The sequence below is a fragment of the Streptomyces sp. NPDC005799 genome (assembly GCF_040630525.1).
Taxonomy (GTDB): Bacteria; Actinomycetota; Actinomycetes; order Streptomycetales; family Streptomycetaceae; genus Streptomyces; species Streptomyces griseorubiginosus_B.
The window spans coordinates 15583-40194 of sequence record NZ_JBEXXQ010000020.1 but is presented as its reverse complement, the minus strand read 5'-3'; the positions used below and the strand labels follow the sequence as shown (position 1 = coordinate 40194).

Annotated in this window: 24 protein-coding genes; 9 read left to right on the top strand and 15 right to left on the bottom strand. The window is 72.4% G+C overall.

Annotated features, from left to right (window positions below; genetic code table 11):
* Positions 1-59: 59 nt before the first annotated feature.
* The 3 genes from ABZ453_RS20790 to ABZ453_RS20780 all read right to left on the bottom strand — a co-directional run bounded on the left by ABZ453_RS20790 (position 60) and on the right by ABZ453_RS20780 (position 2654).
* Entirely contained in the window at positions 60-641 is a 582-nt protein-coding gene (locus ABZ453_RS20790) for a sugar kinase (RefSeq protein ID WP_359016404.1), read from the bottom strand.
* Positions 638-1786 (bottom strand): ROK family glucokinase, encoded by a 1149-nt coding sequence (locus ABZ453_RS20785; protein WP_208778689.1) that lies wholly within the window; start codon positions 1784-1786, stop codon positions 638-640. Before ABZ453_RS20785 ends, ABZ453_RS20790 begins: the two co-directional genes overlap by 4 nt.
* Positions 1787-1916: 130 nt before the next feature.
* A complete protein-coding gene (locus ABZ453_RS20780; protein ID WP_208778690.1) occupies positions 1917-2654 on the bottom strand; it encodes a GntR family transcriptional regulator in 738 nt (245 codons plus the stop codon).
* Positions 2655-2784: 130 nt separating this feature from the next.
* Between ABZ453_RS20780 and ABZ453_RS20775 the strand changes: the two genes are divergently transcribed.
* The gene (locus ABZ453_RS20775) at positions 2785-3807 is read left to right on the top strand and encodes a Gfo/Idh/MocA family oxidoreductase (protein ID WP_359016403.1); all 1023 of its coding nucleotides are present in this window, start codon (positions 2785-2787) and stop codon (positions 3805-3807) included.
* A 557-nt stretch (positions 3808-4364) separates the two neighbouring features.
* Here ABZ453_RS20775 and ABZ453_RS20770 read toward each other — a convergent pair.
* The 3 genes from ABZ453_RS20770 to ABZ453_RS20760 all read right to left on the bottom strand — a co-directional run bounded on the left by ABZ453_RS20770 (position 4365) and on the right by ABZ453_RS20760 (position 7591).
* Positions 4365-5549, bottom strand: a complete 1185-nt coding sequence (locus ABZ453_RS20770; RefSeq protein ID WP_359016402.1) for a cytochrome P450 — start codon at positions 5547-5549, stop codon at positions 4365-4367.
* A gap of 64 nt (positions 5550-5613) precedes the next feature.
* Positions 5614-6294 (bottom strand): response regulator transcription factor, encoded by a 681-nt coding sequence (locus tag ABZ453_RS20765; RefSeq protein ID WP_359016401.1) that lies wholly within the window; start codon positions 6292-6294, stop codon positions 5614-5616.
* 43 nt (positions 6295-6337) lie between these two features.
* Positions 6338-7591, bottom strand: a complete 1254-nt coding sequence (locus tag ABZ453_RS20760; protein ID WP_359016400.1) for a histidine kinase — start codon at positions 7589-7591, stop codon at positions 6338-6340.
* Between the two features lie 168 nt (positions 7592-7759).
* Between ABZ453_RS20760 and ABZ453_RS20755 the strand changes: the two genes are divergently transcribed.
* Positions 7760-7960, top strand: a complete 201-nt coding sequence (locus ABZ453_RS20755) for a hypothetical protein (protein ID WP_208778655.1) — start codon at positions 7760-7762, stop codon at positions 7958-7960.
* A gap of 1 nt (position 7961) precedes the next feature.
* On the opposite strand, the gene ABZ453_RS20750 is transcribed toward ABZ453_RS20755, so the two are convergent.
* From ABZ453_RS20750 to ABZ453_RS20740, 3 genes are all read right to left on the bottom strand, one after another.
* Entirely contained in the window at positions 7962-8348 is a 387-nt protein-coding gene (locus ABZ453_RS20750) for a ribonuclease domain-containing protein (RefSeq protein ID WP_359016399.1), read from the bottom strand.
* Positions 8349-8480: 132 nt separating this feature from the next.
* Entirely contained in the window at positions 8481-9107 is a 627-nt protein-coding gene (locus ABZ453_RS20745; protein ID WP_359016398.1) for a dihydrofolate reductase family protein, read from the bottom strand.
* Positions 9108-9202: 95 nt separating this feature from the next.
* Entirely contained in the window at positions 9203-10015 is an 813-nt protein-coding gene (locus ABZ453_RS20740; RefSeq protein WP_359016397.1) for an AIM24 family protein, read from the bottom strand.
* A gap of 110 nt (positions 10016-10125) precedes the next feature.
* On the opposite strand from ABZ453_RS20740, the gene ABZ453_RS20735 reads away from it, so the two are divergent.
* Positions 10126-10881, top strand: a complete 756-nt coding sequence (locus ABZ453_RS20735; RefSeq protein WP_359016396.1) for an SDR family oxidoreductase — start codon at positions 10126-10128, stop codon at positions 10879-10881.
* 306 nt (positions 10882-11187) lie between these two features.
* On the opposite strand, the gene alc is transcribed toward ABZ453_RS20735, so the two are convergent.
* Together alc and allB are read right to left on the bottom strand one after the other, a co-directional pair.
* Positions 11188-12303: an allantoicase gene (gene alc / locus ABZ453_RS20730; RefSeq protein ID WP_359016395.1), complete on the bottom strand. Its 1116-nt coding sequence runs from the start codon at positions 12301-12303 to the stop codon at positions 11188-11190.
* Between the two features lie 46 nt (positions 12304-12349).
* Positions 12350-13690: an allantoinase AllB gene (allB, locus tag ABZ453_RS20725; protein WP_359016394.1), complete on the bottom strand. Its 1341-nt coding sequence runs from the start codon at positions 13688-13690 to the stop codon at positions 12350-12352.
* Between the two features lie 248 nt (positions 13691-13938).
* On the opposite strand from allB, the gene ABZ453_RS20720 reads away from it, so the two are divergent.
* Complete coding sequence (locus ABZ453_RS20720; protein WP_359016393.1) at positions 13939-14733, top strand: IclR family transcriptional regulator; 795 nt, start codon at positions 13939-13941, stop codon at positions 14731-14733.
* A 46-nt stretch (positions 14734-14779) separates the two neighbouring features.
* Here the strand turns inward: ABZ453_RS20720 and ABZ453_RS20715 are convergent, their stop codons facing one another.
* Positions 14780-15064: a DUF5955 family protein gene (locus tag ABZ453_RS20715; RefSeq protein WP_359016392.1), complete on the bottom strand. Its 285-nt coding sequence runs from the start codon at positions 15062-15064 to the stop codon at positions 14780-14782.
* Positions 15065-15281: 217 nt separating this feature from the next.
* Here ABZ453_RS20715 and ABZ453_RS20710 point away from each other — a divergent pair, with 217 nt between their 5' ends.
* Together ABZ453_RS20710 and aceB are read left to right on the top strand one after the other, a co-directional pair.
* Positions 15282-15881: a nucleotidyltransferase family protein gene (locus ABZ453_RS20710; RefSeq protein WP_359016391.1), complete on the top strand. Its 600-nt coding sequence runs from the start codon at positions 15282-15284 to the stop codon at positions 15879-15881.
* A 184-nt stretch (positions 15882-16065) separates the two neighbouring features.
* Positions 16066-17691: a malate synthase A gene (gene aceB / locus ABZ453_RS20705; RefSeq protein ID WP_359016390.1), complete on the top strand. Its 1626-nt coding sequence runs from the start codon at positions 16066-16068 to the stop codon at positions 17689-17691.
* 4 nt (positions 17692-17695) lie between these two features.
* On the opposite strand, the gene ABZ453_RS20700 is transcribed toward aceB, so the two are convergent.
* Both ABZ453_RS20700 and ABZ453_RS20695 read right to left on the bottom strand, forming a co-directional pair.
* Positions 17696-18601 (bottom strand): HipA family kinase, encoded by a 906-nt coding sequence (locus tag ABZ453_RS20700; protein WP_359016542.1) that lies wholly within the window; start codon positions 18599-18601, stop codon positions 17696-17698.
* A 23-nt stretch (positions 18602-18624) separates the two neighbouring features.
* Positions 18625-20115: an IucA/IucC family protein gene (locus tag ABZ453_RS20695; protein ID WP_359016389.1), complete on the bottom strand. Its 1491-nt coding sequence runs from the start codon at positions 20113-20115 to the stop codon at positions 18625-18627.
* 92 nt (positions 20116-20207) lie between these two features.
* On the opposite strand from ABZ453_RS20695, the gene ABZ453_RS20690 reads away from it, so the two are divergent.
* The 3 genes from ABZ453_RS20690 to ABZ453_RS20680 all read left to right on the top strand — a co-directional run bounded on the left by ABZ453_RS20690 (position 20208) and on the right by ABZ453_RS20680 (position 23903).
* Positions 20208-21707 carry an IucA/IucC family protein gene (locus ABZ453_RS20690; protein WP_359016388.1) on the top strand — a complete coding sequence of 500 codons (1500 nt, stop codon included), beginning with the start codon at positions 20208-20210 and terminating at the stop codon, positions 21705-21707.
* Between the two features lie 109 nt (positions 21708-21816).
* The gene (locus ABZ453_RS20685) at positions 21817-23088 is read left to right on the top strand and encodes a VWA domain-containing protein (RefSeq protein ID WP_359016387.1); all 1272 of its coding nucleotides are present in this window, start codon (positions 21817-21819) and stop codon (positions 23086-23088) included.
* Entirely contained in the window at positions 23088-23903 is an 816-nt protein-coding gene (locus ABZ453_RS20680) for a hypothetical protein (protein WP_359016386.1), read from the top strand. The genes ABZ453_RS20685 and ABZ453_RS20680 overlap by 1 nt, the downstream gene beginning before the upstream one ends.
* A 45-nt stretch (positions 23904-23948) precedes the next feature.
* Here ABZ453_RS20680 and ABZ453_RS20675 read toward each other — a convergent pair whose 3' ends face one another.
* A complete protein-coding gene (locus ABZ453_RS20675; RefSeq protein ID WP_359016385.1) occupies positions 23949-24575 on the bottom strand; it encodes a winged helix-turn-helix transcriptional regulator in 627 nt (208 codons plus the stop codon).
* Between the last annotated feature and the right edge of the window lie 37 nt (positions 24576-24612).

Sequence of the window (24612 nt, the reverse complement as noted above, 5' to 3'; positions counted from 1 at the left end):
TCGACTCTACGGGCGGGCTCTGACAATCGGCCCCGGCGACCCCGCCGGGGCCGCCCTCGCTACGGAACGGTGCGGGAGACGACGTAGAAGAACGGGTTGCGCGCGTTGGCCAGGTTCACCACGACGTCCTGCGTGGGCTTGGGGCTCTTCTGCTTGTGGGTGAGGCCGTACCAGGGGCCGGGGCGGGTGAAGTTCCAGCCGGTGATCTTCTGGTCGCGGGCGCTGATCGTGATGTCGTCCTTCTTCAGATCGGCGCGGGTGACGCCCATGTCGTGGAGGAAGACGTCGAGGTTGCGCAGGGGCGTCTGGAACTGGACGTAGAGCCGGCTGGTCTTCCAGTTGTTGGTCTCGTAGGAGGCGACCATGCCCGAGGGGTGCGGCATCGGCACCTGGTAGAGGCGGCGCTGCACCTTCGACGGCCAGTCCCTGGTGAGGCCGGTCGCCGCGTACTTGGCCTCCTTGTCCTTGCCGCTGTCGCGGCTCTGGGCCGCGGAGATCACCAGATAGCCGGCCGGGACGCCGATGAGCAGCCCGATGATGAGCAGCGTCAGCGCCCGTCGACGGATCTTGTGACCGCGCGCCTCGGCCGACCGGGACGGCTCGCCCGGGGTCGCGCCCTGCTGCGCCAGGGATGCGGTCATGCGGTGTCCCGGGTGGAGCGTCGGGCCTGGGTGTAGCGCGCGTAACGCTCGTACCGCTCGACCCGGCGCCGGTTGGCGCGGCGGAAGCGGCGGGCGACCAGCCGGGCGAGGTCGGCGGCGCCCACCATGCCGGCCTCGGGGCCGAGCTGGGCGCGCACGATCCGGGCCTCGGGGCGGTAGCCGCGGCCGGTGAGCTGCCGCTTGAAGGCGTCGCGCGCGGGGGCGATGAGCAGGTCGTCGGCCGCGCTGACGCCGCCGCCGATCACGAAGCAGGACGGGTCGAGGGCCGCGGCGAGGTTGGCGATGCCGACGCCGAGCCACTGACCGATGTCCTGCAGCAGCTCGACGCACATCGCGTCGCCCTCGCGGGCCAGCTCCGTGATCATCGGGCCGGTGATGTCGCCGATCTGACCCTTGACGTGCTCGATGATCCCGTACGCCACCGGGGAGTCCGCGGCGGCCAGCTCCTTGGCCTCCCGCACCAGGGCGTTGCCGGAGCTGTACTGCTCCCAGCAACCGCGGTTGCCGCACGGGCATCGGTGACCGCCCGGCACGACCTGCATATGGCCGAACTCGCCGGCGACGCCGTACTTGCCGCGCTTGACCTGGCCGTCCTCCAGTATGGCGCCGCCGATGCCGGTACCCAGGGTGATCATGACCAGGTGGTCCTCGCCCCGGCCGGCACCGAAGCGCCATTCGGCCCAGGCGGCGGAGTTGGCGTCGTTGTCCACCAGGACGGGCACGGCGAGCCGGCCCGCGAGGCGGTCGCGCAGTGGCTCGTTGCGCCAGGACAGGTGCGGGGCGAACAGGACGCGGTTGCGGTCGGCGTCCACCCAGCCGGCCGCGCCGATGCCGACGGCGTGCACGTCGTGGCGGTCGGAGAGGTCCAGGACCAGCTCGACGATGGTGTCCTCGACGACCTTGGGGCTCTTGGACTTGTCCGGCGTCTCCGTGCGGAGCTTCTCCAGGATGTTGCCGTCGGCGTCCACGACGCCGGCCATCACCTTGGTGCCGCCGATGTCGATGCCGACGGTGGGGACCCGGGGAGCGGTCAGGTGCGACCGGCGTTCCCGGGTGCCGACGGTGCGCAGTGCGGGGGCGCGGCGGGAACCTATGGGGGCGGTGAAGTTGCCGTAGGTGCTCATCAAGGCCCGATTGTGCCGCACGCCCACGGTGGGCGCCGAACGGGGAGCCGCACATAGGTGCGGCCCGCGCGCTACGGAGTGATCCGGTTGCCCTCGCATTGCGACATACCCGGACCCTCCCCCGGGCCCCTCAGGACCGTACGAGCAGCTGGAACTCGAAGGAGTAGCGGGACGGGCGGTAGGTGTGCGTGCCGTACTCGACCGCTCTGCCCGTGTCGTCGAACGTGACGCGCTGCATGGTGAGCAGCGGTGCCCCCTCCTGTTCACCGAGGCGGTCGGCCTCGGCGGACGTCGCTCCGCGGGCGCCGATGGTCTGGCGGGCGCTGTGCAGGGTGATGCCCACGGCGCGCATCATGCGGTACAGGCCGGTGGACTCCAGCTGGGCCGTGTCCAGGTCGAGCAGGCCCGGCGGGATGAAGTTGCACAGGTGCGCCATCGGTTCGCCGTGCGCGAGACGGAGGCGTTCGACGCGGTGCACGTCGCTGTCCTCGGCGACACCGAGTGCGGCGGCGACCTCGGCGGTGGCCGGGACGACCGTGTTGACCAGGACCTTCGTCGCGGGGCGCTGGCCGGCCGCCTCCAGGTCGTCGTACAGGCTGGAGAGCTCCAGGGGGCGCTTGACCTGGCTGTGCACGACCTGGGTGCCGACGCCGCGGCGGCGCACCAGGAGGCCCTTGTCGACGAGCGACTGGATGGCCTGACGGACGGTGGGCCGGGACAGGCCGAGCCGTGCGGCCAGCTCGATCTCGTTGCCCAGCAGGCTGCCGGGGGTGAGCGAGCCGTGCTCGATCGCCGCCTCCAGCTGCTGCGACAGCTGGAAGTACAGCGGCACGGGAGAGCTGCGGTCCACACTGAGCTCGAGCGACACGGTCGGGTCCGTTTCTGGTTTCGGCACGGGCCGAGCGTAGCTCCAGGCGTTGTTGACGGGAAGTTGTGTAGTTCGATTGTCCGGACATATGCATTGACAGCACCCGGCTCGGAGCCCCACTTTTGTTCTCATGCGCATCGGGGTCATCGGGACGGGCCGCATCGGCACGATTCATGCGAACACGCTCAGCCGCCACCGGGAGGTGGGCTCGCTGATCCTCACGGACGTGGATCCGGCGCGGGCCCAGGAGCTCGCGAACCGGCTCGGGGAGACGGCGGCGCCGGGAGTGGACGAGATCTTCCGGTGGGGCGTCGACGCCGTGGTGATCACCACGGCCACGGCGGCCCACGCCGAACTGATCGGTCGGGCAGCACGCTCCGGGCTCCCGGTGTTCTGCGAGAAGCCCATCGCCCTGGATCTGCCCGGCACCTTAAGCGCGATCGCCGAGGTGGAATCCGCCGGAACCATTCTGCAGATGGGGTTCCAGCGCCGCTTCGACACGGGCTACACGGGCGCCCGGGACGCGGTGCGCTCGGGCCGGCTCGGGCGGCTGCACACCGTACGGGCACTGACGTCCGACCAGGCCCCGCCGCCGCCCTCGTGGCTGCCGCTGTCCGGCGGGCTGTACCGGGACACGCTGATCCACGACTTCGACGTCCTGCGCTGGGTGACCGGGCACGAGGTGGTCGACGTGTACGCGGCCGGGTCAGACGCCGGGCCCGCGATGTTCCGGGAGGCGGGCGACATCGACACCGGCGCGGCGCTGCTGACCCTGGACGACGGCACCCTCGCCACCGCCACGGCGACGCGGATGAACGGCGCCGGGTACGACGTACGGATGGAGCTGGCCGGGGAACTGGACCAGATCGTGGTCGGGCTGGACGACCGTACGCCGATCGCGTCCACCGAGCCGACCGGGCCGCCGGCCGCGGACAAGCCGTGGTCGGGGTTCCTGGAGCGCTTCGGGCCCGCCTACGAGGCTGAGCTGTCCGCCTTCGTCGAGGTGGTCCTGGGCCACCGGGCCAACCCCTGTGACGGCCGCGAGGCCCTGCAGGCCCTGCGGATCGCCGAGGCCTGCGAGATCTCCCGACGAGAGCGCAGGCCGGTGGCGCTGGCGGAGATCCCGGGCCGGGTGGAGTCGGCCTTCCGGTGAACGCGTTCCGGCGAGCGGGCTGGGACGGGCACCTTCCGGTGAACGGCCTCGGGGGAGAGCCCCCTCGGGTGAGCGCCCGCCGGCAAACGGCCTCGGCGTGCGCCTTTCGGCGAGCGGCCTCGGGTGAACGGCCCTGGGTGAACGCCTTCTGCTGAGCGCCCTGAGGGGAACGCCCTCGCGTGAACGCCTGCCGGTGAGCACCCTGGGCTCAAGCGCCTGCCGGCGAACCCCGCCGACGACCACCCTCGGCCGAGCGCCTCCGGCAAGAACCCTCGGCTGAGCCTCGCCAGTGAGCACCCGCCGACGAACACCCTCATGTGAACGCCTGCCGGCGAGCACCCTGAGCTCAAGCGCCTGCCGGCGAACCCCGCCGACGACCACCCTCGGCCGAGCGCTCCGGCAAGCGCCCTCCGGTGAGCACCCGCCGACGAACACCCTCATGTGAACGCCTGCCGGCGAGCACCCTGAGCTCAAGCGCCTGCCGGCGAACCCCGCCGACGACCACCCTCGGCCGAGCGCCTGCGGCAAGCGCCCTCCGGTGAGTGGCGGCGGAGGCGTCACCAGCGCACCGGCAGGCTGCGCACCCCCCGCATCAGCGTCCCCGGCAGCCAGTCGCCGGGCGGGCCGTCCGCGGCCAGGGCCGGGGCGCGCTCCAGCAGGGTGCGTATCGCCGTACGGGCCTCCAGGCGGGCCAGGGGGGCGCCTAGGCAGTAGTGGACGCCGTGGCCGAAGGCGAGGTGGCCGCGGGTGTCGCGGCGCGGGTCGAAGCGGTCGGGGTCGGGATAGCGGCCGGCATCCCGGTCTGCGGCGGTGAGGCCGACCATGACCGCGTCGCCCCGCACGATCTTCGTGCCGGCGATCTCCAGGGTCTCGGCGGCGAACCGGAAGGTCGCGTTCTCCACCGGTCCCTCCCAGCGCAGCGTCTCTTCCACGACACCGTCCACCAGGTCCATGTCGGCACGCAGGGCGGCGAGTTGGTCCGGGTGGGTGAGCAGGGCGTGGACGGCGTTGGTGATGAGGTTGACCGTCGTCTCGTGCCCGGCGATGAGCAACACGAAGGCCATGCCGCGCAGTTCGCCCGCCGAGAGCCGGTCGCCGTCCTCGGCGGTGGTGCGGATCAGGTCGCTGAGCAGGTCGCCGCTCGGGCCGGCGCAGCGCTTGTCCTCGATCAGCTCGGTGAGGTACTCGGCGAGCCGGACGAACGCGGCGTGCTCACTGGCGGAGTCGGTCGGCGCGACCGCCTCGGTGGAGATCTTCCGGAACTCCGAGCGGTCCATCTCGGGCACGCCCAGCAGCTCACAGATCACGGTGATGGGCAGCGGGTAGGACAGCGACTCGACCAGGTCGGCGCGCCCACGCGGGAGCATCGCGTCGAGCAGGTCGTCGGTGATCTCCTGGATCCTGGGCCGCAATTGCTCCACGCGGCGCATGGTGAAGGCGCGGGAGACCAGGGAGCGCAGCCGGGTGTGCTGGGGCGGGTCGGTGCCCAGCAGGTACTTGCCGATCAGCTCCTCGTCCAGGAACAGCATGCCGATCTTGCTGCCGTCCTTCGACAGCCGCGGGTCGGCGAGCGCGGCGCGTGCCTCCTCGTACCCGACGACGAGCCAGGTCTCGTGATGGGCGTCCACGCCCGGCAGCCGGACGCGGTGCACGGGGCCGCGCTCGCGCAGGCGCGCGTAGACGGGGTGCGGGTCGGCGCGGAAGGCGTCACCGAACTCCCCCAGGTCGATCAACTGCGCCATGCTCTTCCCTGCCCTCCCCCGTCCGGTTTTCTTCCGGTACCCGGACAACGCACGGCGACCGCCGTCAGTGCCCGTCGCCGCCGGTTTCCTCCAGGAGCCCCGCGTCGTAGGCCAACAGGGCGATCTGGACCCGGTTGTTGAGGTCGAGCTTGGCCAGGATGCGGGAGACATGGGTCTTCACGGTGGCGACGCTCATGAACAGCTCCGCGGCGATCTCGGCGTTGGCGAGGCCGCGGCCGACCGCGACAGCGACCTCGCGTTCGCGGTCGTTGAGGAGCGCGATGCGCGCGCGGGCGCGCGTGCGGCGCATGTCGGCGGCGTTGCCCACGGCGTGTTCGACCAGCTGGCGGGTGACGGTCGGCGACAGCACCGGGTCGCCGGTCGCGACCCGGCGCACCGCGTCGACGATCTCGGCGGGCGGGGTGTCCTTGAGGACGAACCCGGCGGCACCCGCGCGCAGGGCGCGCAGCACCTGCTCGTCGGCATGGAAGGTGGTGAGGACCACGATCTGCGGGGCGTCCTTGCGGGCCCGCAGCCGTTCGGTGGCCGTGAGCCCGTCGACCGACGGCATCCGGATGTCCATGAGGACGACGTCCGGGCGGGTGCGGTCGACGAGCGCCTCGACCTCGCTTCCGTCGGCGGCCTCGCCGACGATCTCGATGTCGTCGGCACCGCCCATCATCAGGGACAGGCCGGCCCGTACCAGGGGGTCGTCGTCGACGAGCAGCAGTCTGATCGCAGTCATGGGGCTTACGTAACCAGATCCGCCACCGGCTCATCGCGTGAAGTCATGCCCAGGGCAGCCATGCCCGCACCTGGAACCCGCCGTCCTCCCGCCCCCCGTGCTCCAGCCGGCCCCCGGCCAGCGTGGCCCGCTCCGTCAGTCCGATCAGGCCCTGCCCGGAGCCGGGGACGGACGGGACGTCCCCCTCGGGGGCGGGGTTGCCCACGGTCACGACCAGGCCGTCTCCGGGGGCGCCCTCGACCTCGACGGTGACCTCCGTGCCGGGGGCGTGCTTGCGGGCGTTGGTGAGACCCTCCTGGGCGATGCGGTAGGCGGTGCGGCCGACGGAGGCGGGCACGGCGGCCGGGTCGGCGACCTTGCCGGCCAGGGTGACCTTCATGCCGGCCTCACGGGACTCGGCGACCAGCGCGTCGAGCGCGGCCAGCGTCGGCTGGGGACGTCCCGCCTCGTCGGACTCGCCGGCGCGCAGCACGCCGATGATCTCCCGCAGGTCCTGCAGTGCCTCGTGGGCGCTCTCCCGGATGACGCCGGCCGCCCGCGCGATCTCCTCGCGGGGCGCGTCGGGGCGGAACTCCAGGGCGCCCGCGTGGACGCTCAGCAGCGTCAGCCGGTGCGCGAGGACGTCGTGCATCTCCCGGGCGATGGCCTCCCGGGCCAGCCGCTGCGCCTGCTCGGCGCGCAGTCGGGCCTCCGTCTCCGCACGCCGGGCCCGGTCCCGCAGGCTGACCATGAGCTGCCGTTTGGACCGTACGAACATGCCCCAGCCGATCACCGTGAGGGTGAGCAGCTCGGTGAAGGCGACCGCTCCGGCGTACGGCAGGTCGGGGTCGGGGCGCATCCAGAAGAACAGCGGGAGCAGCGCCAGCTGGATGCCGCCTATCCAGCCGACGTACCGCAAGGGCCGGTGCACGGCGAGGGTGAACAGGGCGATCATGGCCGCGCCGCCCGCCGTGTTCGACAGCAGGCCGACGGGGATCATGGCGACGGCCAGCCCGAGCGGCCAGCGGCGGCGCACCCAGACCGCGCCGCAGGCGAGGGCGCCGAGCAGCTGGTCGAGGACGGCCAGGGAGTGCGGGGTGTGCTGGTCGTGGGAGAGGGTGTCCGAGGCCGCCAGACCGATGACGACCGCGAGCAGGAAGCAGGTGAAGTCGACGACCCAGTCGCGGGCGGTGCGCCGGGGCCGCCCTGAGCGCCCCCTCCGCCCGGCGTCGGGGTCGAGTTCATGGAGGACGGCGGACGGAAACAGCCATCCGCGCCCCACGATCCGCGCCGGTTTGTCATCGCTCACGGTCGGCAAATCTACGCAGCCGGGACGCCGCGCACCCCTCCGTACGGGCGATCGCCGACCAAAGTCGCGCCGCCGCAGGCTTTTGGCGCACGCGGGCCCGCGAGGGGGTACTTCGGTCGGACATGCCTCGCCCCGCGGCCGATGTGTGTGGGGGGACCGCGGGGCGAGGGTCGTGCCATGAAACGGCTACTGGAGGTTCTCGGTTTTCTCGCGCTGGTGCAGGGTGTGCTGGGCCTGGTGGACGAGTTCACCCACTGGCATGCGGGCCTCGTGCGGCGGCTCGGCTTCCTCGACGGCTACGGGGTCTATGCGAGCGTCGCCCTGCTGGTCCTGGCGTTCGCGCTGTTCGCCGCGGCGGAGAGCCGGAAGTCCGGCTGACTCAGCAGCCGAAGTCGATCAGGTCGAACGTGGCGTAGTGGTCGGAGGTGTAGTAGTCCTCCTGGTACTCCTCACCGGTCACGATACGGCGGGCCCCGCGCGTGGAGGAGCCGGGCGTCCTGACCGTGTACTCGTGGTAGTACCCGGACGGCCGGCTGGGCAGGACGTGCTCCTGATTGCGGAAGACGACGCCGTCCTGCGAGTACGGGAAGGGGCCGCCGGAGGCGATCAGGTCGAGCGTGTCGTACGCCTGGGAGGGCAGGTCGCCGTAGCAGATGCTGCCGACGGCGGCGGCCGCCGGCGTGGCGGTGACGGCGCCGCCGACGAGGAGGGCGGACACGAGAGCGGCTGCGGCACCGATGCGAGTGGCGCGTGGGGGGATCCTCATGCCCTCATGATGACGCGCGTAGACAGTGGCATGTCAATGACAACTCCGCGGATTTTGCCGTGGCGTCCGATGAGTTTTCCGCGCGTTAACGTGGGGCCGCGTGTCGCCACACGGTCCCCACACGGCGTGCGGTCAGGCGTTCTCCGGAAGCTCGTAGGAGCCGTACTCGGGGCGGCCGGCCGCGTCGTACGTCTGGATGGAGACCCCGGCGGGGGTGACACGTCCGCCGGTGCGGCGGAACCGCGTCGGCACGGAGCCCTCCGGGAAGAGGCGCAGGCCGGAGCCGAGGACCACCGGGAACGTCGCCAGGTGGACGGTGTCGAGCACGTCGAGTGAGAGCAGGGAGCGCACGAGGGCGCCGCTGCCGTGCACCTGGATCTCGCCGTCGGTGCGCTCCTTGAGCGCGGTGACCTCCTTGACGAGGTCGCCGCCGAGCACGGTGGTGCCGGACCACGAGGGGTCGGTGAGGGTGGCCGAGGGGACGTACTTCGGCAGGGCGTTCAGCTGGGCTGCGACGCGGTTGGCCGGATCGGTCACCTTCGGCCAGTACCCGGCGAAGATGTCGTACGTACGGCGGCCGAGGAGGAACGCCGAGGGGCGTTCGAAGACCTCGCCGATGAACTCTCCGAAGCCTTCGTCGCCGTAGACGAAGCTCCAGCCGCCGTGCTCGAAGCCGCCCCGGGTGTCCTCCTGCGGGCCGCCCGGGCCCTGGTAGACGCCGTCGAGGGTGACGAAGATGGTGGAGACGAGCTTGCCCATGTCGGGTGCCTGCTTCCTTCCGCGGGGTCTGTTGTCATCACCTCAGACCCCGCGGCGCCCCGCAACTCATCGCTCACGCGCGGGTGTACGGCGGCTCAGCCGGCGTTCGTCGAGAAGAGGCCGCCCGTCGGACCCTGCTTGTCGCCGCCCTGGGCCTTCCTCAGGGCGTTGGCCAGGCTCTCGATGGTCAGGGACTGGAGGATGACGCGGCCGTTGCCCTCCAGGGTGGCCAGTGAAAGGCCCTCGCCGCCGAAGACGGCGTTCATCATGCCCTGGCGGTTGAGGCCTCCGACGCGCTGGACGCCGTACTGGATGCCCTCCTCGAAGGCGACGACGCAGCCGGTGTCGACCTCGATGCGGCCGCCGAAGTCGGCCGGGTTGAGGTCGATGAAGTTGCCGGCACCGGCGATGATCACCGTGCCGCGGCCGGTGAACTTCTCCAGGATGAAGCCCTCGCCGCCGCTCATGCCGGTGCGGCCGCCCTGGAAGGCGATGCCGAAGTCGACGGTGGACTCCGCGGCCACGAAGGCGTCCTTCTCGGCGAACCACGCGCGTGTGCCGTCGAGTTCCAGGGCGCGCATCTCGCCGGGGAGCACGCCCGCGAAGCCGACCGTGCCCTCGCCGGCCTGCGCGCTGAAGTACTGGAAGGCCATCGACTCGCCCGCGAGCATGCGCTGGCCGACCTGCATGGCGGTGCCCATGGCCTGGCGCAGCATGCCGCCCATGCCGCCGCCTCCGCCCTGCTGCTGGCCGCCGCTGTTCGACGGGCCCGACAGACGGGTCTCCATGGTCACGTTCACCGTCTTGAACAGGAACTTTCCGGCCTCGCAGTAGACGGTCTGGCCGGGCTGCAGGTTGATGACCGCCATCTGCATGGCGTTGCCGACGATCTCTTGCTGAAGGGTCACGTGGAAAGAACGCCAGAAGTGCCGGGAAGAGTTCCGGCCGGTCCGGGTGGCCCGAGGTCGGTGTCCGACGGCCGCCAGCGCGGGCGCGCCACGGCCGCTGGGATGGACCCATGACAACGCTGACAACGACTTACGGGACGCTGCACGGCAAGGTGGCGCTGGTCACCGGCGGCAGCCGCGGAATCGGCGCGGCGACGGCGGTTCGGCTCGCGCGGGAGGGCGCGGACGTGGCGCTCACCTATGTGAACGGCAAGGAGGCGGCCGAGGACGTCGTACGGCGCGCCGAGGCGCTGGGGCGGCGGGCCACGGCCCTGCGCGCGGACGCCGGGGACGCGGGCGAGGCGTCCGGGGCGGTGGAGCGTGCGGCCGAGGCGCTGGGCGGGCTGGACGTGCTCGTGAACAACGCGGGCGTGGGGGTGCTCGGGCCCTTGGAGGGCCTCTCGCTCACGGACGTCGACCGGGTGCTGGCCGTGAACGTGCGCGGGGTGTTCCTGACCTCGCAGGCCGCGGCCGCGTGGATGCCGTCGGGCGGGCGGATCATCACGATCGGGACGTGCATGGCGCAGCGGGTGCCGGGGCCCGGCGGGACGCTCTACGCGACCAGCAAGTCGGCCCTCGTCGGCCTGACGAAGGCGCTCGCGCGGGAGCTGGGCGGGCGCGGGATCACGGCGAACATCGTGCATCCCGGACCGACCGACACCGACATGAACCCGGCGGACGGACCCTACGCGGCGGGTCAGGCGGAGATGACGGCCGTGGGGCGGTTCGGCACGGCGGAGGAGGTGGCGTCGATGGTCGCGTATCTGGCGGGGGCGGAGTACGTCACCGGGGCGGAGTTCGCCGTGGACGGAGGGCACGCGGCGTGAACCACGAGTGAGGCGCAACGCTGATCCGGCGCGCCCCACGCGCGTACGGGCCGCGGTCGCCCGGGCGCGCGGCCGGGCACGCGACGTGCCCCACGCGTGGGGCACAACGGTGATCCGGCGCGCCCCACGCGCGTACGGGCCGCGGTCGCCCGGGCGTGCTGCGCACGGCTCACCCGGGCATGCGGCGCGCGGGGCACCCGGGCATGCGGCGCGCGGGGCACCCGGGCATACGGCGCGCGGGTCGCCCGGACGCGCTGCGCACGCGTCATCCCGGCGCGCGGTCGCCCGGCGCGCCCCCGGCGCGTGTCAGCCGCCCAGTTCCTGGTGCCGTGCCGACAGGTCCGACGCTCCCTGGGCTGTCAGGGAACCGAACAGCCGCAGCCGGGAGATGCCCCCGTCGGGGTAGATGTCCACGCGCGCGTGCGTGCCGGTCGCCGGGGCCGGGAGGACGAAGCGGTGGTTGGTGTCGGGCTGGAGGCGGGTGCGCGGGAGGATCTCCGTCCAGTCGCCGCGCTCGCCGTCCTTGACGGACACCGACGCCCAGCCGGCGCTGTTGCCCTTCAGATACGCCGTGTCGATCTCCAGGGCGCGGATGTGGGCCTGCGCGGCCAGCCGGTAGCGGATCCAGTCGTTGCCCCGGTCACGGCGTCGGCGGGTCTCCCAGCCGTCGTCCATCTTGCGGGAGCGGCCGGGCTGGATGGTGTTGGTGGCCGGCGAGTAGAAGAGGTTCGAGGCGTCCTCGACCCGGCCGCCGTTCTCCAGGGCGACGACGTCGAAGGTGCCGAGGGCCGCCAGCCACGTCGGATCGGGCACGACCTCGCCGTACACCCGCAGGCGGGCGATGCCTCCGTCGGGGTGCTGGTTGACCCGCAGGTGCGTGAAGCGCTGCTCGACCAGGACGGCGAAGCCGTTCGCCGCGTGGCCGCCGACCGGGGTGCGCGGGACGAGGGCCGTCCACTTCACGTCGTCGCCGAGGAGCTCCTCCGGGGAGGGTGAACCGGGCACGGAGGTGCCCTCCACCGACACCGCCTGCGGGTAGTTGCCGCGGAAGTGGGCCGTGTCGACGACGATGCCCCGGATCACCCCGGGCGCGCCGAGGCGGACCAGGGCCCAGTCGTGGTCCTCGGCCGTCGGCCACGGGTGCCCGGCGCTCGCGCCGCGGCGGCGCCGGGTCTCCCAGCCGTCCATGATCTTGCCCTTGTGCCCGAAGTGCTCGGGGTCGAACTCGGCCGGCCCGGGCACCAGGAGGTTCTCCCGCTGGGCGAAGAACTCGTCGTTGGCGGTGATGACACCGGCGCCGAGCTGCCGGTCGGCGAGGTTGGCGTACTGGGTGAAGGGGAAGTCGGCGGTGCGGTAGTCCGCGTACGGGTCGCCGCCGCCGTAGGGGTTCGCGTCGCCGGTGAAGCTGGGGATCGCCGTCACGGGGTGTGTGCCTTTCGGGAGTCGGCCGCTGCGGGTGCGGAGGAGGTCAGGGGGTGCGGGTGAGCAGGCGGCCCTTCGGCGCGGTGAACTCGCCGTTCGCCACGATGCGTTCGCCGCGCAGCCAGGTCGACCGCACGACGCCGTACAGGGTCCTGCCCGCGTACGCCGTCACACGGTTGCGGTGCTGGAGGGCCGCCGGGTCGACGGTGAAGGTCTCGTCGGGGGCGAGGACGGCGAAGTCGGCGTCGTGACCGGGGGCGATGGCGCCCTTGCGCCCGTCCAGGCCGACCAGTTCCGAGGTCCGCGTGGACATCCAGCGGACCACGTCCTCCAACGAACGGCCACGCGCCCGGGCCGCCGTCCAGACCGCGGACAGGCTCAGCTGCAGGCCGGAGATGCCGCCCCAGGCGGTCGCGAAGTCGTCCGTCTTGAGGTCGGCCGTCGACGGGGAGTGGTCGGTGACCACGCAGTCGATCGTCCCGTCGGCCAGCGCCTGCCACAGCAGCTCCTGGTTGGCGGACTCGCGGATGGGCGGGCAGCACTTGAACTCGCTGGCGCCGTCCGGGACTTCCTCCGCGGTGAGGGTCAGATAGTGCGGGCAGGTCTCGACGGTGACGCGGACGCCCTCCGCCTTCGCCTCGGCGATCAGCGGCAGCGCGTCGCTCGACGACAGGTGCAGTACGTGCACGCGCGCGTGGAGGCGTTTCGCCTGGGCGATGAGCTGCGCGATCGCCGTGTCCTCGGCGTGGCGCGGGCGGGAGGCCAGGAAGTCGGCGTAGCGGGGGCCGCCCTGCTGTGGTGCGGCTTCCAGGTGGTGCGGGTCCTCGGCGTGCACGATCAGCAGGCCGCCGAAGGAGGAGATCTCGGCCAGGGACCGGGCGAGCCGGTCCTGGTCGAGGTGCGGGAACTCGTCCACGCCGGACGGGGACAGGAACGCCTTGAAGCCGAAGACGCCGGCCTCGTGCAGCGGGCGGAGGTCCTTGACGTTGTCCGGCAGGGCACCGCCCCAGAAGCCGACGTCGATGTGCGCCTTGTCGGCGGCGACCGCCTGCTTGGTGCGGAGGTGGTCGACCGTCGTGGTCGGCGGGAGGGAGTTGAGCGGCATGTCGACGAGAGTGGTGATGCCGCCTGCCGCCGCCGCGCGCGTGGCGGTCCAGAAGCCCTCCCACTCGGTGCGGCCGGGGTCGTTGACGTGCACGTGCGTGTCGACGAGGCCGGGCAGCAGGGCGTCGTCGCCCAGGTCCTCCAGGCGGGCCCCCTCCGGCACGGCAGCGTCGTACGCCCGTACGGCCGTGATCCTGCCCCCGGCGACCGCGACCGAGGCGGCCCGTGTTCCCTCCGGGGTGATGACGCGCGTCGAGCGCAGCACCAGTTCAGCGTCGGACACCCGGACCCCTCTCAGCCGCCGTTAACTTCCGCGTAACGGAATTCAACTTTCTGTTGAAGGAGTCTTCACTCCCGCCCCCGCGCCGTCAAGGGCACACTGACGGGCGGGGCTTTCCCGGCGGCCACTCTGGACGTTTCCACAAAGCGGAATTAGGCTTCCATCAGGCAGAACGTAGCTATGCACCAGCGGGGAGTCAACCGACCGACGGGTAGGCTTCTGCCTCCCGCCAGTCCCGAAAGGAACGCGCCGTGCCGACGTCCAGCGCCAGCACCACCGACTCCGCCAGGTCCAACGGCGGGGGTGTCCAGTCCCTCGAGCGCGCCTTCGATCTGCTCGAGCGGATGGCCGACGCGGGCGGCGAGGTCGGCCTGAGCGAGCTCTCCGCGAGCAGCGGGCTGCCGCTGCCCACCATCCACCGTCTGATGCGCACCCTCGTGGCCTGCGGTTACGTCCGGCAGCAGCCGAATCGCCGGTATGCGCTCGGCCCCCGCCTGATCCGCCTCGGCGAGTCCGCGTCCCGTCTGCTCGGCACCTGGGCGCGGCCCTATCTGGCCCGACTGGTGGAGGAGACCGGCGAGACGGCGAACATGGCACTGCTGGACGGCGACGAGATCGTGTACGTCGCCCAGGTGCCGTCCAAGCACTCGATGCGCATGTTCACGGAGGTCGGCCGCCGGGTGCTGCCGCACTCGACGGGGGTGGGCAAGGCCCTGCTGGCCAACACCCCGGACGACGAGGTGCGCGCCCTGCTGGCCCGTACCGGCATGCCGGCCGCGACGGACAGGACGATCACCACGCCGGAGGGATTCCTGGCGGCACTGGAGGACGTCCGCCGGCAGGGGTACGCGATCGACGACAACGAGCAGGAGGTCGGGGTGCGCTGCCTCGCGGTCTCCGTGCCCGACTCCCCCACCGCCGCCGCCATTTCGATCTCCGGGCCCGCGGGGCGGGTCACGGAGTCGGCGACCGAGCGGATCGTGCCGGTGCTCCAGCAGGTGGCCGGCGAACTCTCACAGACACTGGCCAGCCAGAACCCGGCGTGACGCCCCGCCGGCACCGACCGGGCGGCCGCACCGACCGGTGAGTGGGTCAGGACCTGGGTTCCCCGAACAGCTCCACCGCGTTGCGGACCTCCCTCAGGCCCCGGGACAGGGCGCTCACCGAGCCGATCGCGCCCGCTATCAGCAGCAACGAGCTGCGCAGGCGGGGGACTTCGGGAGTGCCGTAGGTGACCATGGCGGCAAGGGCGGCGAGTTCGTCCTCGGCGATGGCACGGTCGGGGAACTCCGCCGGATGCGCGGCCAGTTCACGGCGCAACCGGGAGACCGCGGTCCGCAGTCCCGCCACTCTCGGGTCCTCGTCACTGCCGGTCACTGGCCTCTGCCCCAAGCTCCGCAACACAGCTCTCCCCCCTCGCACGCCCTCGTGCGCCGTCATGTGGTGATCCCGCCGCGCACCCCCTGTGGCGTTGGTCGGGCGCCGGGGGACGCGGGTCAGTAAACGCCACCCGATGCCCGGCGCGCCACCGTGCGGACCGAAATTCAGCCCCCGGAAACCAGGCACTCGCCCCGATGTCAGGTATGCAGGAGGCATGAGGGACGGACAGGGGAACGTGGCCGGACTGCTGCTCGCCGCGGGGGGCGGCCGGCGCCTCGGCGGGCGGCCCAAGGCGCTGCTGGAGCACCGCGGGCGGCCGCTGGTGGAACATGCGGTGGGCGTGCTGCGAGCGGCCGGGTGCGAGGGGGTCCATGTGGTGCTCGGGGCCGCCGCGGAAGAGGTGCGCGAGCGGGCGCGACTGGAGGGGTGCGTGCTCGTCGAGAACCCCGGCTGGGCCGACGGCATGGGGTCGTCGTTGCGGGCCGGGCTGGACTCGCTCGCCGGCACGGGGGCGCGGGGCGCGCTCGTCTCGCTCGTCGACCAGCCCGGCATCGGGCCGCAGGCCGTGCGGCGGGTGCTCGCGGGCTTCGCGGGCGAGGACTCGCTCGTCTCCGCCGCCTACGACGGCGTACGCGGGCACCCGGTCCTCTTCGGCGCCGCGCACTGGGCGGGGATCGCGGCGACTGCGACCGGCGACCGGGGGGCACGCGCCTATCTGAAGGAGCACCAGGAGGCGATCACGCTCGTCGAGTGCGGGGACGTGGCACGGCCGTACGACATCGACACCGAGGCCGACCTCGCACACCTTCAGTGAACGGGATGGCACTGAGCGCCACCTTGCCTCGACCCGGAGAATCTCGACATCAACAAACCATTGAACTTCCACGATAAGGAAACTACTATCCACTGTTCAGAAGCGTCCTCCCCTTGCGAGGGCGCCGCTCGCCGTACCCGGTTCGACTGGCACCCGGTGCCACCGCTGAAGGAAGTGACAGCTCATGTCCGCACCAGCGCCGTCCCCGCTGGCCATCGTCGACGCCGAGCCCCTGCCCCGGCAGGAGGAGGTCCTCACCGAGGCGGCCCTCGCCTTCGTGGCCGAGCTGCACCGGCGGTTCACGCCGCGCCGTGACGAACTCCTCGCCCGCCGCGCCGAGCGCCGCGCCGAGATCGCCCGCACCTCCACCCTCGATTTCCTCCCGGAGACCGCCGCGATCCGCGCCGACGACTCCTGGCAGGTGGCCTCCTGCCCGCCCGCGCTGCAGGACCGCCGGGTCGAGATCACCGGCCCCACCGACCGCAAGATGACCATCAACGCCCTCAACTCCGGCGCCAGGGTCTGGCTCGCGGACTTCGAGGACGCCTCGGCGCCGACCTGGGAGAACGTGGTCACCGGGCAGATCAACCTGATCGACGCGTACACCCGGAACATCGACTTCACCGACCCGGCGAGCGGCAAGTCGTACGCCCTGCGCCCGAACGAGGAACTGGCGACGGTCGTCATGCGTCCGCGCGGCTGGCACCTCGGCGAGCGGCACCTGGTCGACGCCGACGGCTCCCCGGTTCCCGGCGCCCTCGTCGACTTCGGTCTCTACTTCTTCCACAACGCCCAGCGCCTGCTCGACCTCGGCAAGGGCCCGTACTTCTACCTCCCGAAGACCGAGTCGCACCTCGAGGCGCGCCTGTGGAACGACGTGTTCGTCTTCGCGCAGGACCACGTCGGCGTCCCGCAGGGCACCATCCGCGCGACCGTGCTGATCGAGACGATCACCGCGGCCTACGAGATGGAGGAGATCCTCTACGAACTGCGCGACCACGCCTCGGGGTTGAACGCCGGCCGCTGGGACTACCTGTTCTCCATCGTCAAGAACTTCCGTGACGGCGGCGCCAAGTTCGTCCTCCCGGACCGCAACGCGGTCACGATGACGGCCCCGTTCATGCGGGCGTACACCGAACTCCTCGTCAGCACCTGCCACAAGCGCGGCGCGCACGCGATCGGCGGCATGGCGGCGTTCATCCCCTCCCGCCGGGACGCCGAGGTCAACAAGGTCGCCTTCGAGAAGGTCCGCGCCGACAAGGACCGTGAGGCCGGCGACGGGTTCGACGGCTCCTGGGTCGCCCACCCCGACCTGGTCCCGATCGCGATGGAGTCCTTCGACAAGGTCCTCGGCGACCGGCCGAACCAGAAGGACCGGCTGCGTGAGGACGTCCACGTCGAGGCGGCCGATCTGATCGCGATCGACTCGCTGGACGCGAAGCCGACCTACGCCGGTCTCGTCAACGCCGTCCAGGTGGGCATCCGTTACATCGAGGCGTGGCTGCGGGGCCTGGGCGCGGTCGCCATCTTCAACCTCATGGAGGACGCGGCCACCGCCGAGATCTCCCGCTCGCAGATCTGGCAGTGGATCAACGCGGGCGTCGAGTTCGAGAACGGCGAGAAGGCCACCCCGGAACTGGCCCGCAAGGTCGCCGCCGAGGAACTCGACGCCATCCGTGCGGAGATCGGCGAGGAGGCCTTCGCGGCCGGCCACTGGCAGCAGGCCCACGACCTGCTGCTCCAGGTCTCCCTGGACGCCGACTACGCCGACTTCCTGACCCTGCCCGCGTACGAGCAGTTGCGCGGCTGAGACCTCACCCGAGGTGCACCGACCAGTCCTGTTCGGCGGCGGGCTTGCCGTGCAGGTCGGGAACCTGCCTCAGCCACGCCGGGCGTCCGCGCTGGTTCCTGGCCGTGCGCAGGGCCTCCTCGGCGGCGAGTTCCTCCCGGCTCGGGAAGTCGGTGGGCAGCCACTGCCCGGAGGCGCGCACGCGCGCGTGGAGGTACGTCACGTACGCCTCGCGCGCCTCGTCGGGTGTGGCGTGGTCGGTGAGCCAGTCGTCGGGGACTTCCCCGACGACGCGGCGCAGCAGGTCCTCGGTCACCTTCGGCGCGAGTTCGGCGTCGGCGGCGCGGACGTCGGGGCCGTAGTGGCCGAGGGCGTGGTGACGGAAGTCGTACGCCTTCGCGGGGTCGGTGGCGTCCCAGCGGTGGTGGAAGACGAGGGCGGCGCCGTGGTCGATCAGCCACAGGTGCGCGGGTACGGTGCCGAGCGTCGGCCAGACCATCAGGTTGGAGCTGTGGACGGTCCGGTCGACGTTGACGGTGAAGGCGTCGAGCCAGACGATCCGGCCCGCCTCCAGGGGGTCCACGGGGAAGTGCTTCGCGACCTCGGGCGTGAAGTCCCGGGCACCCGGCAGATAGTCCATGCCGAGGTTGACGCCGGCGCTGGCCCGGTGCAGGTCCCGTACCTCCTGGTGCGGTTCGTCGGAGGCGATCGCGGGGTCGAAGCGCACCAGCACCAGTTCGGGAAAGCGCAGGCCGAGCGCCCGCGCCAGCTCACCCACGATCACCTCGGCGACCAGCGCCTTGCGGCCCTGCGCGGAGCCGGTGAACTTCACGACGTAGGTGCCCAGGTCGTCGGCCTCGAAGACTCCGGGCACGGAGCCGCCGGACCGCAGCGGGGTCACGTATCGAACAGCAGTCACATCGCGCAGCACACCCGCCAGGGTAATGCCGGCGCTCACCCGGCCAGCGGATTCGGCAGCGGCAGATAGCGGGCGTCCGCGCCGTCGGCGCCCGTCCAGCGCAGCAGGAGGTTGGTCTTGCCGGGGAGGGTCGGGGAGGTCAGCAGGGCGGCGGCCTCGGGCAGGTCGTGGCGGGCGAGTTCACGGCGTGCGGCGGGCCAGGGGTCGAGGCCGGGGTGGTGTTCGGCCAGGGCGGCGGCGACCTCGGTGAGGTGGTTGACGACCAGGCAGTACACCAGCCGCTCCCAGCCGGCCGCGCGGGGGACGTCGGGCAGCAGCTTCACGCCCTCCGCGTCCCGGAACAGCGCCCGCACGGGCATGCCGTCGGCGTCGACCGCGACCAGCGTGTTCTGCAGATGCGCCTCGAGGACGACGCCGTGGCCGGCGAAGGCGTCCAGCGCGGGCGGTACGACGGCCCGCAGATACGCCTCCCACCAGGCCGCCGGATCCGCGGCACCGCGCAGCGGGTCGCCGTCGAAGCCCTCCACCAGGCCCGCGGCGAGCAGCGGGGTCGCGCCGGACGGCAGGTGCGCGCCGACCCCGTCCCGGATCAGCACCGCGAGTTCCTCGAAGGCGAAGCCGGCCGTGCGGTAGCCCCGGTCGCTCAGCCAGGCCCCCGCCGTCCCGGCGAGGGCGCGGCCGGCCGCCTCGTCCGTGCGGCGGAGTTTTCGCAGGTCGTGACGCCAGAGCCGACGGATGTCGTTGGTGATGCGCACGTCCAGGCTGAACTTCAGGAACAGGTCCTCGCCGGGGGCGTACAGCGTCCTGATCGCGGCCGTCGGCCAGGTGTCGAAGGCGGTCGTGCCCAGCCGGATCAGCCGCCCGTCCGCGAAGGCGTCCGCGAGAGTCACCAGCTCCAGCTGCCAGGGGTGCGCGGGCAGCAGCCGGTAGCCGGGCGGTGCCTCACCCAGCGCGTCCAGGGCGGCGGTGTCGCCCTCCTCGACGACCGTGTCCTCGCGGACGCCGAGCAGCGCGAGCGGGAACTGCGCGTGCGCCTCGGGGGCGTACGGCAGCCAGGCCGCCACCGGACCGCCGCCGCGCGCCTTGGGCGCCGGGTGGTAGGGGTGGCCGGTGATCAGCGACTGCTCGGAGCGCCGGTAGGGGTCCTCGGGCACCGCGGCCCGCGAGCGGGCGGCGAGCAGCGCGGCCACCGCGTCCCGGCTGTCGATCATCTCGGCGGGGAGTTCGTGGTTGGACAGGCCGGTGTGGTGGCGCAGCTCCTCGGAGACCAGCTTGACCAGCTCGGTGTGGCCGATGCGGTGCCACTCCCCGCCCGCGTGGACCTCGGGTTCCGCGGGCCGCCGCTCGCCCCGGACACGCAGCCGGCGGCCTGTGCCGGGCAGCCGGTACGTGCGGTGGGCGGCCGTCCGTCCCAGTGGCTCGGCGACCTCGCGCAGCAGACAGTTGAGGAGCGGTGCGGCGGCGTACGCGTCGGCGCGGTCGGCGTCGTCACCGGCGGGCGGGGGCATGAGGTCCACGCGATCCATTCGTTCCCTGGGGTCCGTTCGGTCGAAGATGATCAGTATGGATGCCGTCGCCCCCTGCCCGTGACGCCGTACTCGCCCCGAGGAGCCCGCCCGTGCACCGTCCCCACCCCGCGGAGTCCGAGGTCGCCGACGAGCTGGCCGGCGTGCGCCCCGGTCTGCTGCCACGGTACGACGCCGAGCTGTCGGGCGCCCGGGCGGCCGTGCTGACCCGGCTGTGGCGGGCCCTCGCCCATGAGCCGCTGCCGTGGATCACGGGCCGGGAGCGGAGCCCGGACGGGCTCACCCTGCGCCTGGCCGACGGTCGCCGGCTGCACGGCCCGGCCGCGGACCCGTACGCGACCGCCGCGTACGTGAACTCCGTACGGCTCGACGGTGTGACGTACGACCATCCGGCGCGGCTGATGACCGGCCTCGCGGTGCCGCACGGTGCCGACTTCGCGGCCGAACTGGGGCACAGCGTGGCCTCGTTGGCGCTGTCACGGGCCGGACAAGGAGCGCGCGTCGACGAGTGGCCCGTCGCCGACTGGGAGTGGGAGCAGCGAGTGGTCGACGGGCATCCGTACCATCCCAACTGCCGTTCCCGGCCCGGCTTCTCGGTGGCCGAGCAGCTCGCGTACGGGCCCGAGCACCGGCCCGTCGTGGAGCTTGGGACGGTTCCGGTGGCGGCGCGCGAGTGCCTGGTGAGCGGGGAATGGCCGGACGAACTGCGGGACGGAGGGCGGCTGTTGCTGCCGTTGCACCCGTGGCAGGCGGCGCATGTGCTGAAGCGGAGCTGCGAAGGGTGGCGCGCCGCGCACCCGCTGATGTCGCTGCGCACGCTCGCCCTGCCGGGCGGGCCGCACGTCAAGACCGCGCTGAGCGCCCGGCTGACGTCCTCGGTGCGGGACATCTCGGTCCACTCGGTGGGGCTTTCGGCCACGCTGTCGTCGTTCGCCCAGTCGCTGGCCGCGCGCTCCGACGGTCTGCTGCACGTCACCCGCACGCTGGGCGCGGCCACGGCCGACTCGCCGGACCTCGCCGCCGTGCTGCGGGAGTCGCCGCAGACGTACGCGGCGACGGACAGCGGCGAACGGGTGGTGCCGGTGGGGGCACTGGCCACCACCACGCTGCCCGAATCCCCCTCCTGGCTCGCCGACTTCACGCGTCTCACCCTCACCGTCGGCCTGCGCCTGCTGGAGCTGGGTGTGGCGCTCGAGGCGCACGGCCAGAACCTCCTGGTGGTCCTGTCCCGCACGGGTGCCCCGCTGCGGCTGGTCTACCGCGACCTCGCCGACATCCGGGTCAGCCCGGCCCGGCTGACCCGGAACGGCATCCCCGTCCCGGAGTTGACGGGACGGATCGTCACGGACGACGTGACGGCACTGCGCCGCAAGCTGTTCGGCTCGCTGGTGGCGGGCGCCCTCGCCGGTACGGCGGGTTCGGCGCCGGCGCTGGGGGCCGCGCTGGAGACGGCCGTACGGGACCTGCCGCGCACGCCCGAACTGGCCGCGCTGGTCGCGGAACCACTGCCCACGAAGGCGCTGACGCTGATGCGGATGTCGCCGGGGGTGGCGGGTGATCAGTGGACCGGGCTGCCCAATCCGCTGCGCTGAGCGGTGATATGTGACATAGCACTGTGATTCTCAGCGCTTTCTCGGTGCTATGTCACATACCATCCCGCTCGTTTTGGATCACGGCCCGACTGATCAATAGGATCCGCCGATGATCAGAACACAACGGCTGGCGGCAGGAGTGTGCGCTCTGCTCGCCACCCTGGCGGCCGGGCTCGTCTTCCCGGCCGCTGCCCGTGCCGGCGAACCCACGGGCGAGGCCCCGCCCAAGGTCGACCTCGTGCTCGACGTCAGTGGCTCCATGCGGACCCGGGACATCGACGGCGGGACCCGGATGGCGGCGGCGAAGCAGGCGTTCAACGAGGTGCTCGACGCCACGCCCGAGGAGGTCCAGCTCGGCATCGGTACGCTCGGCGCCAACTACCCGGGCAACGACCGGCAGACGGGCTGCAAGGACACCGCGCAGCTCTACCCGGTCAGCACGCTCGACCGCACCGAGGCCAAGACGGCCGTGGCGACCCTCTCGCCGACCGGCTGGACGCCGATCGGTCCGGCTCTGCTGAAGGCGGCCGACGACCTCGGCAGCGGTGCGGGCTCCAAGCGGATCGTGCTGATCACCGACGGCGAGGACACCTGCGCCCCGCTGGACCCGTGCGAGGTGGCGCGCGAGATCGCCGCCAAGGGCATCGGCACGACCATCGACACGCTCGGCCTGGTTCCCAGCACCAAGCTGAACAAGCAGCTCAGTTGTATCGCGGAGGCGACCGGCGGCACGTACACCTCGGTCGAGCACACCGACGAACTCACCGACAAGGTCAACCAGTTGGTGGACCGCGCGGCCGACCCGGTGGTGACGCCGGTGGCCACCGAGGGCACCGGGCGGTGCACGGACGCGCCGACCCTGAAGTCCGGTCTCTACACGGACCGCGAGGAGTTCGGGCAGGAGCGCTGGTACCGGGTGGACGTGCAGGCGGGTCAGGAGCTGCGCGCCTCGGTGAGCGTGGCGGCCGACCGCGCCGTCAATCCCGCCTACGGGGCGCTGCTGCGGGCCGTCACGGTGCACGGCCGCGAGATCGTGCGCGGCGAGGCCGCGGGCGACGGGCGCACGGACGTCATCTCCACCGGGCTGCGCTATCCCAAGCCCGAACGGGACGACGACAGCGACAAACCGGCCGCCGAGACGGTGTGCCTGCAGGTCACGAACTCCTTCTCGGCCGCCTCGGGTGTGAAGACCACTCCCGGTCTGCCGCTGGAGCTGACCGTCGACGTCGTCGACGGCCCCTCGCACGCGAGCGACGTGGCCTCCTTCGGGCTGGGCCGCGGCTGGTGGCTGCTCGGGGTGCTGGTGCTGGTCGGGTTCCTGGCCGGTCTGATCTGGGGCTGGCTGTCGCGCTGGCGGGTAGCGGTCTGGAGGACCAACTGATGCGGATCGCACGAGTGTTGAGCGCCACCCTGCTGGCCCTGGGTCTCGCTGCGGGCCCCGCGGCGGCCGACTCCTCGCCGTCGCCCTCGCCGTCCTCCTCCTCGGACGGCGACGCGCCGACCACGGCGGGCACGTCGTTCCGTACGGCGGCCGAGATCGACCAGGGACAGCGGGCCACCGCGAGCGCCTCCACCGGCGACTACCTGTACTGGTCCTTCCCCGCGGACGCCGGTCAGCGGCCCACCGTCAAGGCGACGGTGAAACTGCCCGAGACGCACGCGGCCCAGACCTGGCAGATCGACGTGTACGACGGACTGCGCCGTCGCCAGGCCTGCCAGTACGGCGCGCAGACGCGCACGGCGGCGCAGGGCGCCACGTCGGTCGACCTGGCCTGCGTGCTGCGCACGGTCCGCGCCTGGTCGGAGCCGTGGGCTAACGACCCGCTGCCCGGCACGTACTACGTCCGGCTGACGGTGGTGAACCTGACCACGGCCGACCTAGGCCAGCCGATCGAGGCCTCCCTCCAGGTCGACTCGAAGGACATCGGCGGCTCGGCGGCGGTCGACGGCTCGCTGGCGAAGCCTCTGGTGCCGGGGATCGCGGCGTCGTCCACGTCCGAGGCGGACGACGGCGGTTCGTCGAAGCCGGCGGTGCTGTCCGGCATCGAGCCCGAGGACGGCTGGTCGTCCGGCTGGTGGTCCGACCGGTGGGTGTGGACCGGGGTGGGCGCGATCCTGGCCGCCCTCGCGGGGATCGGCGGGTACACGCTGACGCGGGGCTCGGGCCGGCCCTCGAGGGTGCCGCCGGAAGCCTGACGGTACGTCAAGGGGCCCACCGTGCCGCCACGGTGGACCCCTTCGTCATGCCTCCCTCAGGGCCTTCGCGAGGGTGCCGTCGCCGGTCACGGTGACCCGCCCGTCCCGTACCGCGTCGGTGAGGCTCACCTCCCCGCGCGCCAGGGCCGCGCAGGTCTCCGCGTCGAGCACGAGCCGCGCGTCCGGATCGCCGGGAGCGGGCCCGTCGCCGTACACCGGGCCGTCCTCGGCGCCGACGTACAGATGGAAGTCGCCTTCCTCCAGCCGTACTTCGACCAGCCCCTCCCCCTCCAGGGCACGCAGCAGGGGCAGCGCGAACCAGTGGGCGCGCAGGGCGTCGGTGGGCCGCCGGTCGCCGAGCTCCTCCTGCCCCCACAGGCTCAGGGCCTGCAGTACGGGCAGCAACTCCCTTCCCCGTTCGGTGAGTTCGTAGACGTACGCCGCTCCGGGCGGGGGCAGCCGGCGCCTGCTCGTCAGTCCGTCCCGCTCCATGTCCTTCAGCCGGGAGGCGAGGACGTCCGTGCTCACGCCCGGCAGATCCGCGTGCAGGTCCGTGTAGCGGCGGGGTCCGGCCAGCAGCTCCCGGACGATCAGCAGGGTCCAGCGGTCGCCCACCAGGTCCAGGGCACGGGCTGCGGAACAGTACTGGTCGTAGCTTCGGCGAGGTGACATGCGACGCAGTCTAGACACGTTGTTGGACTTTCCAAGC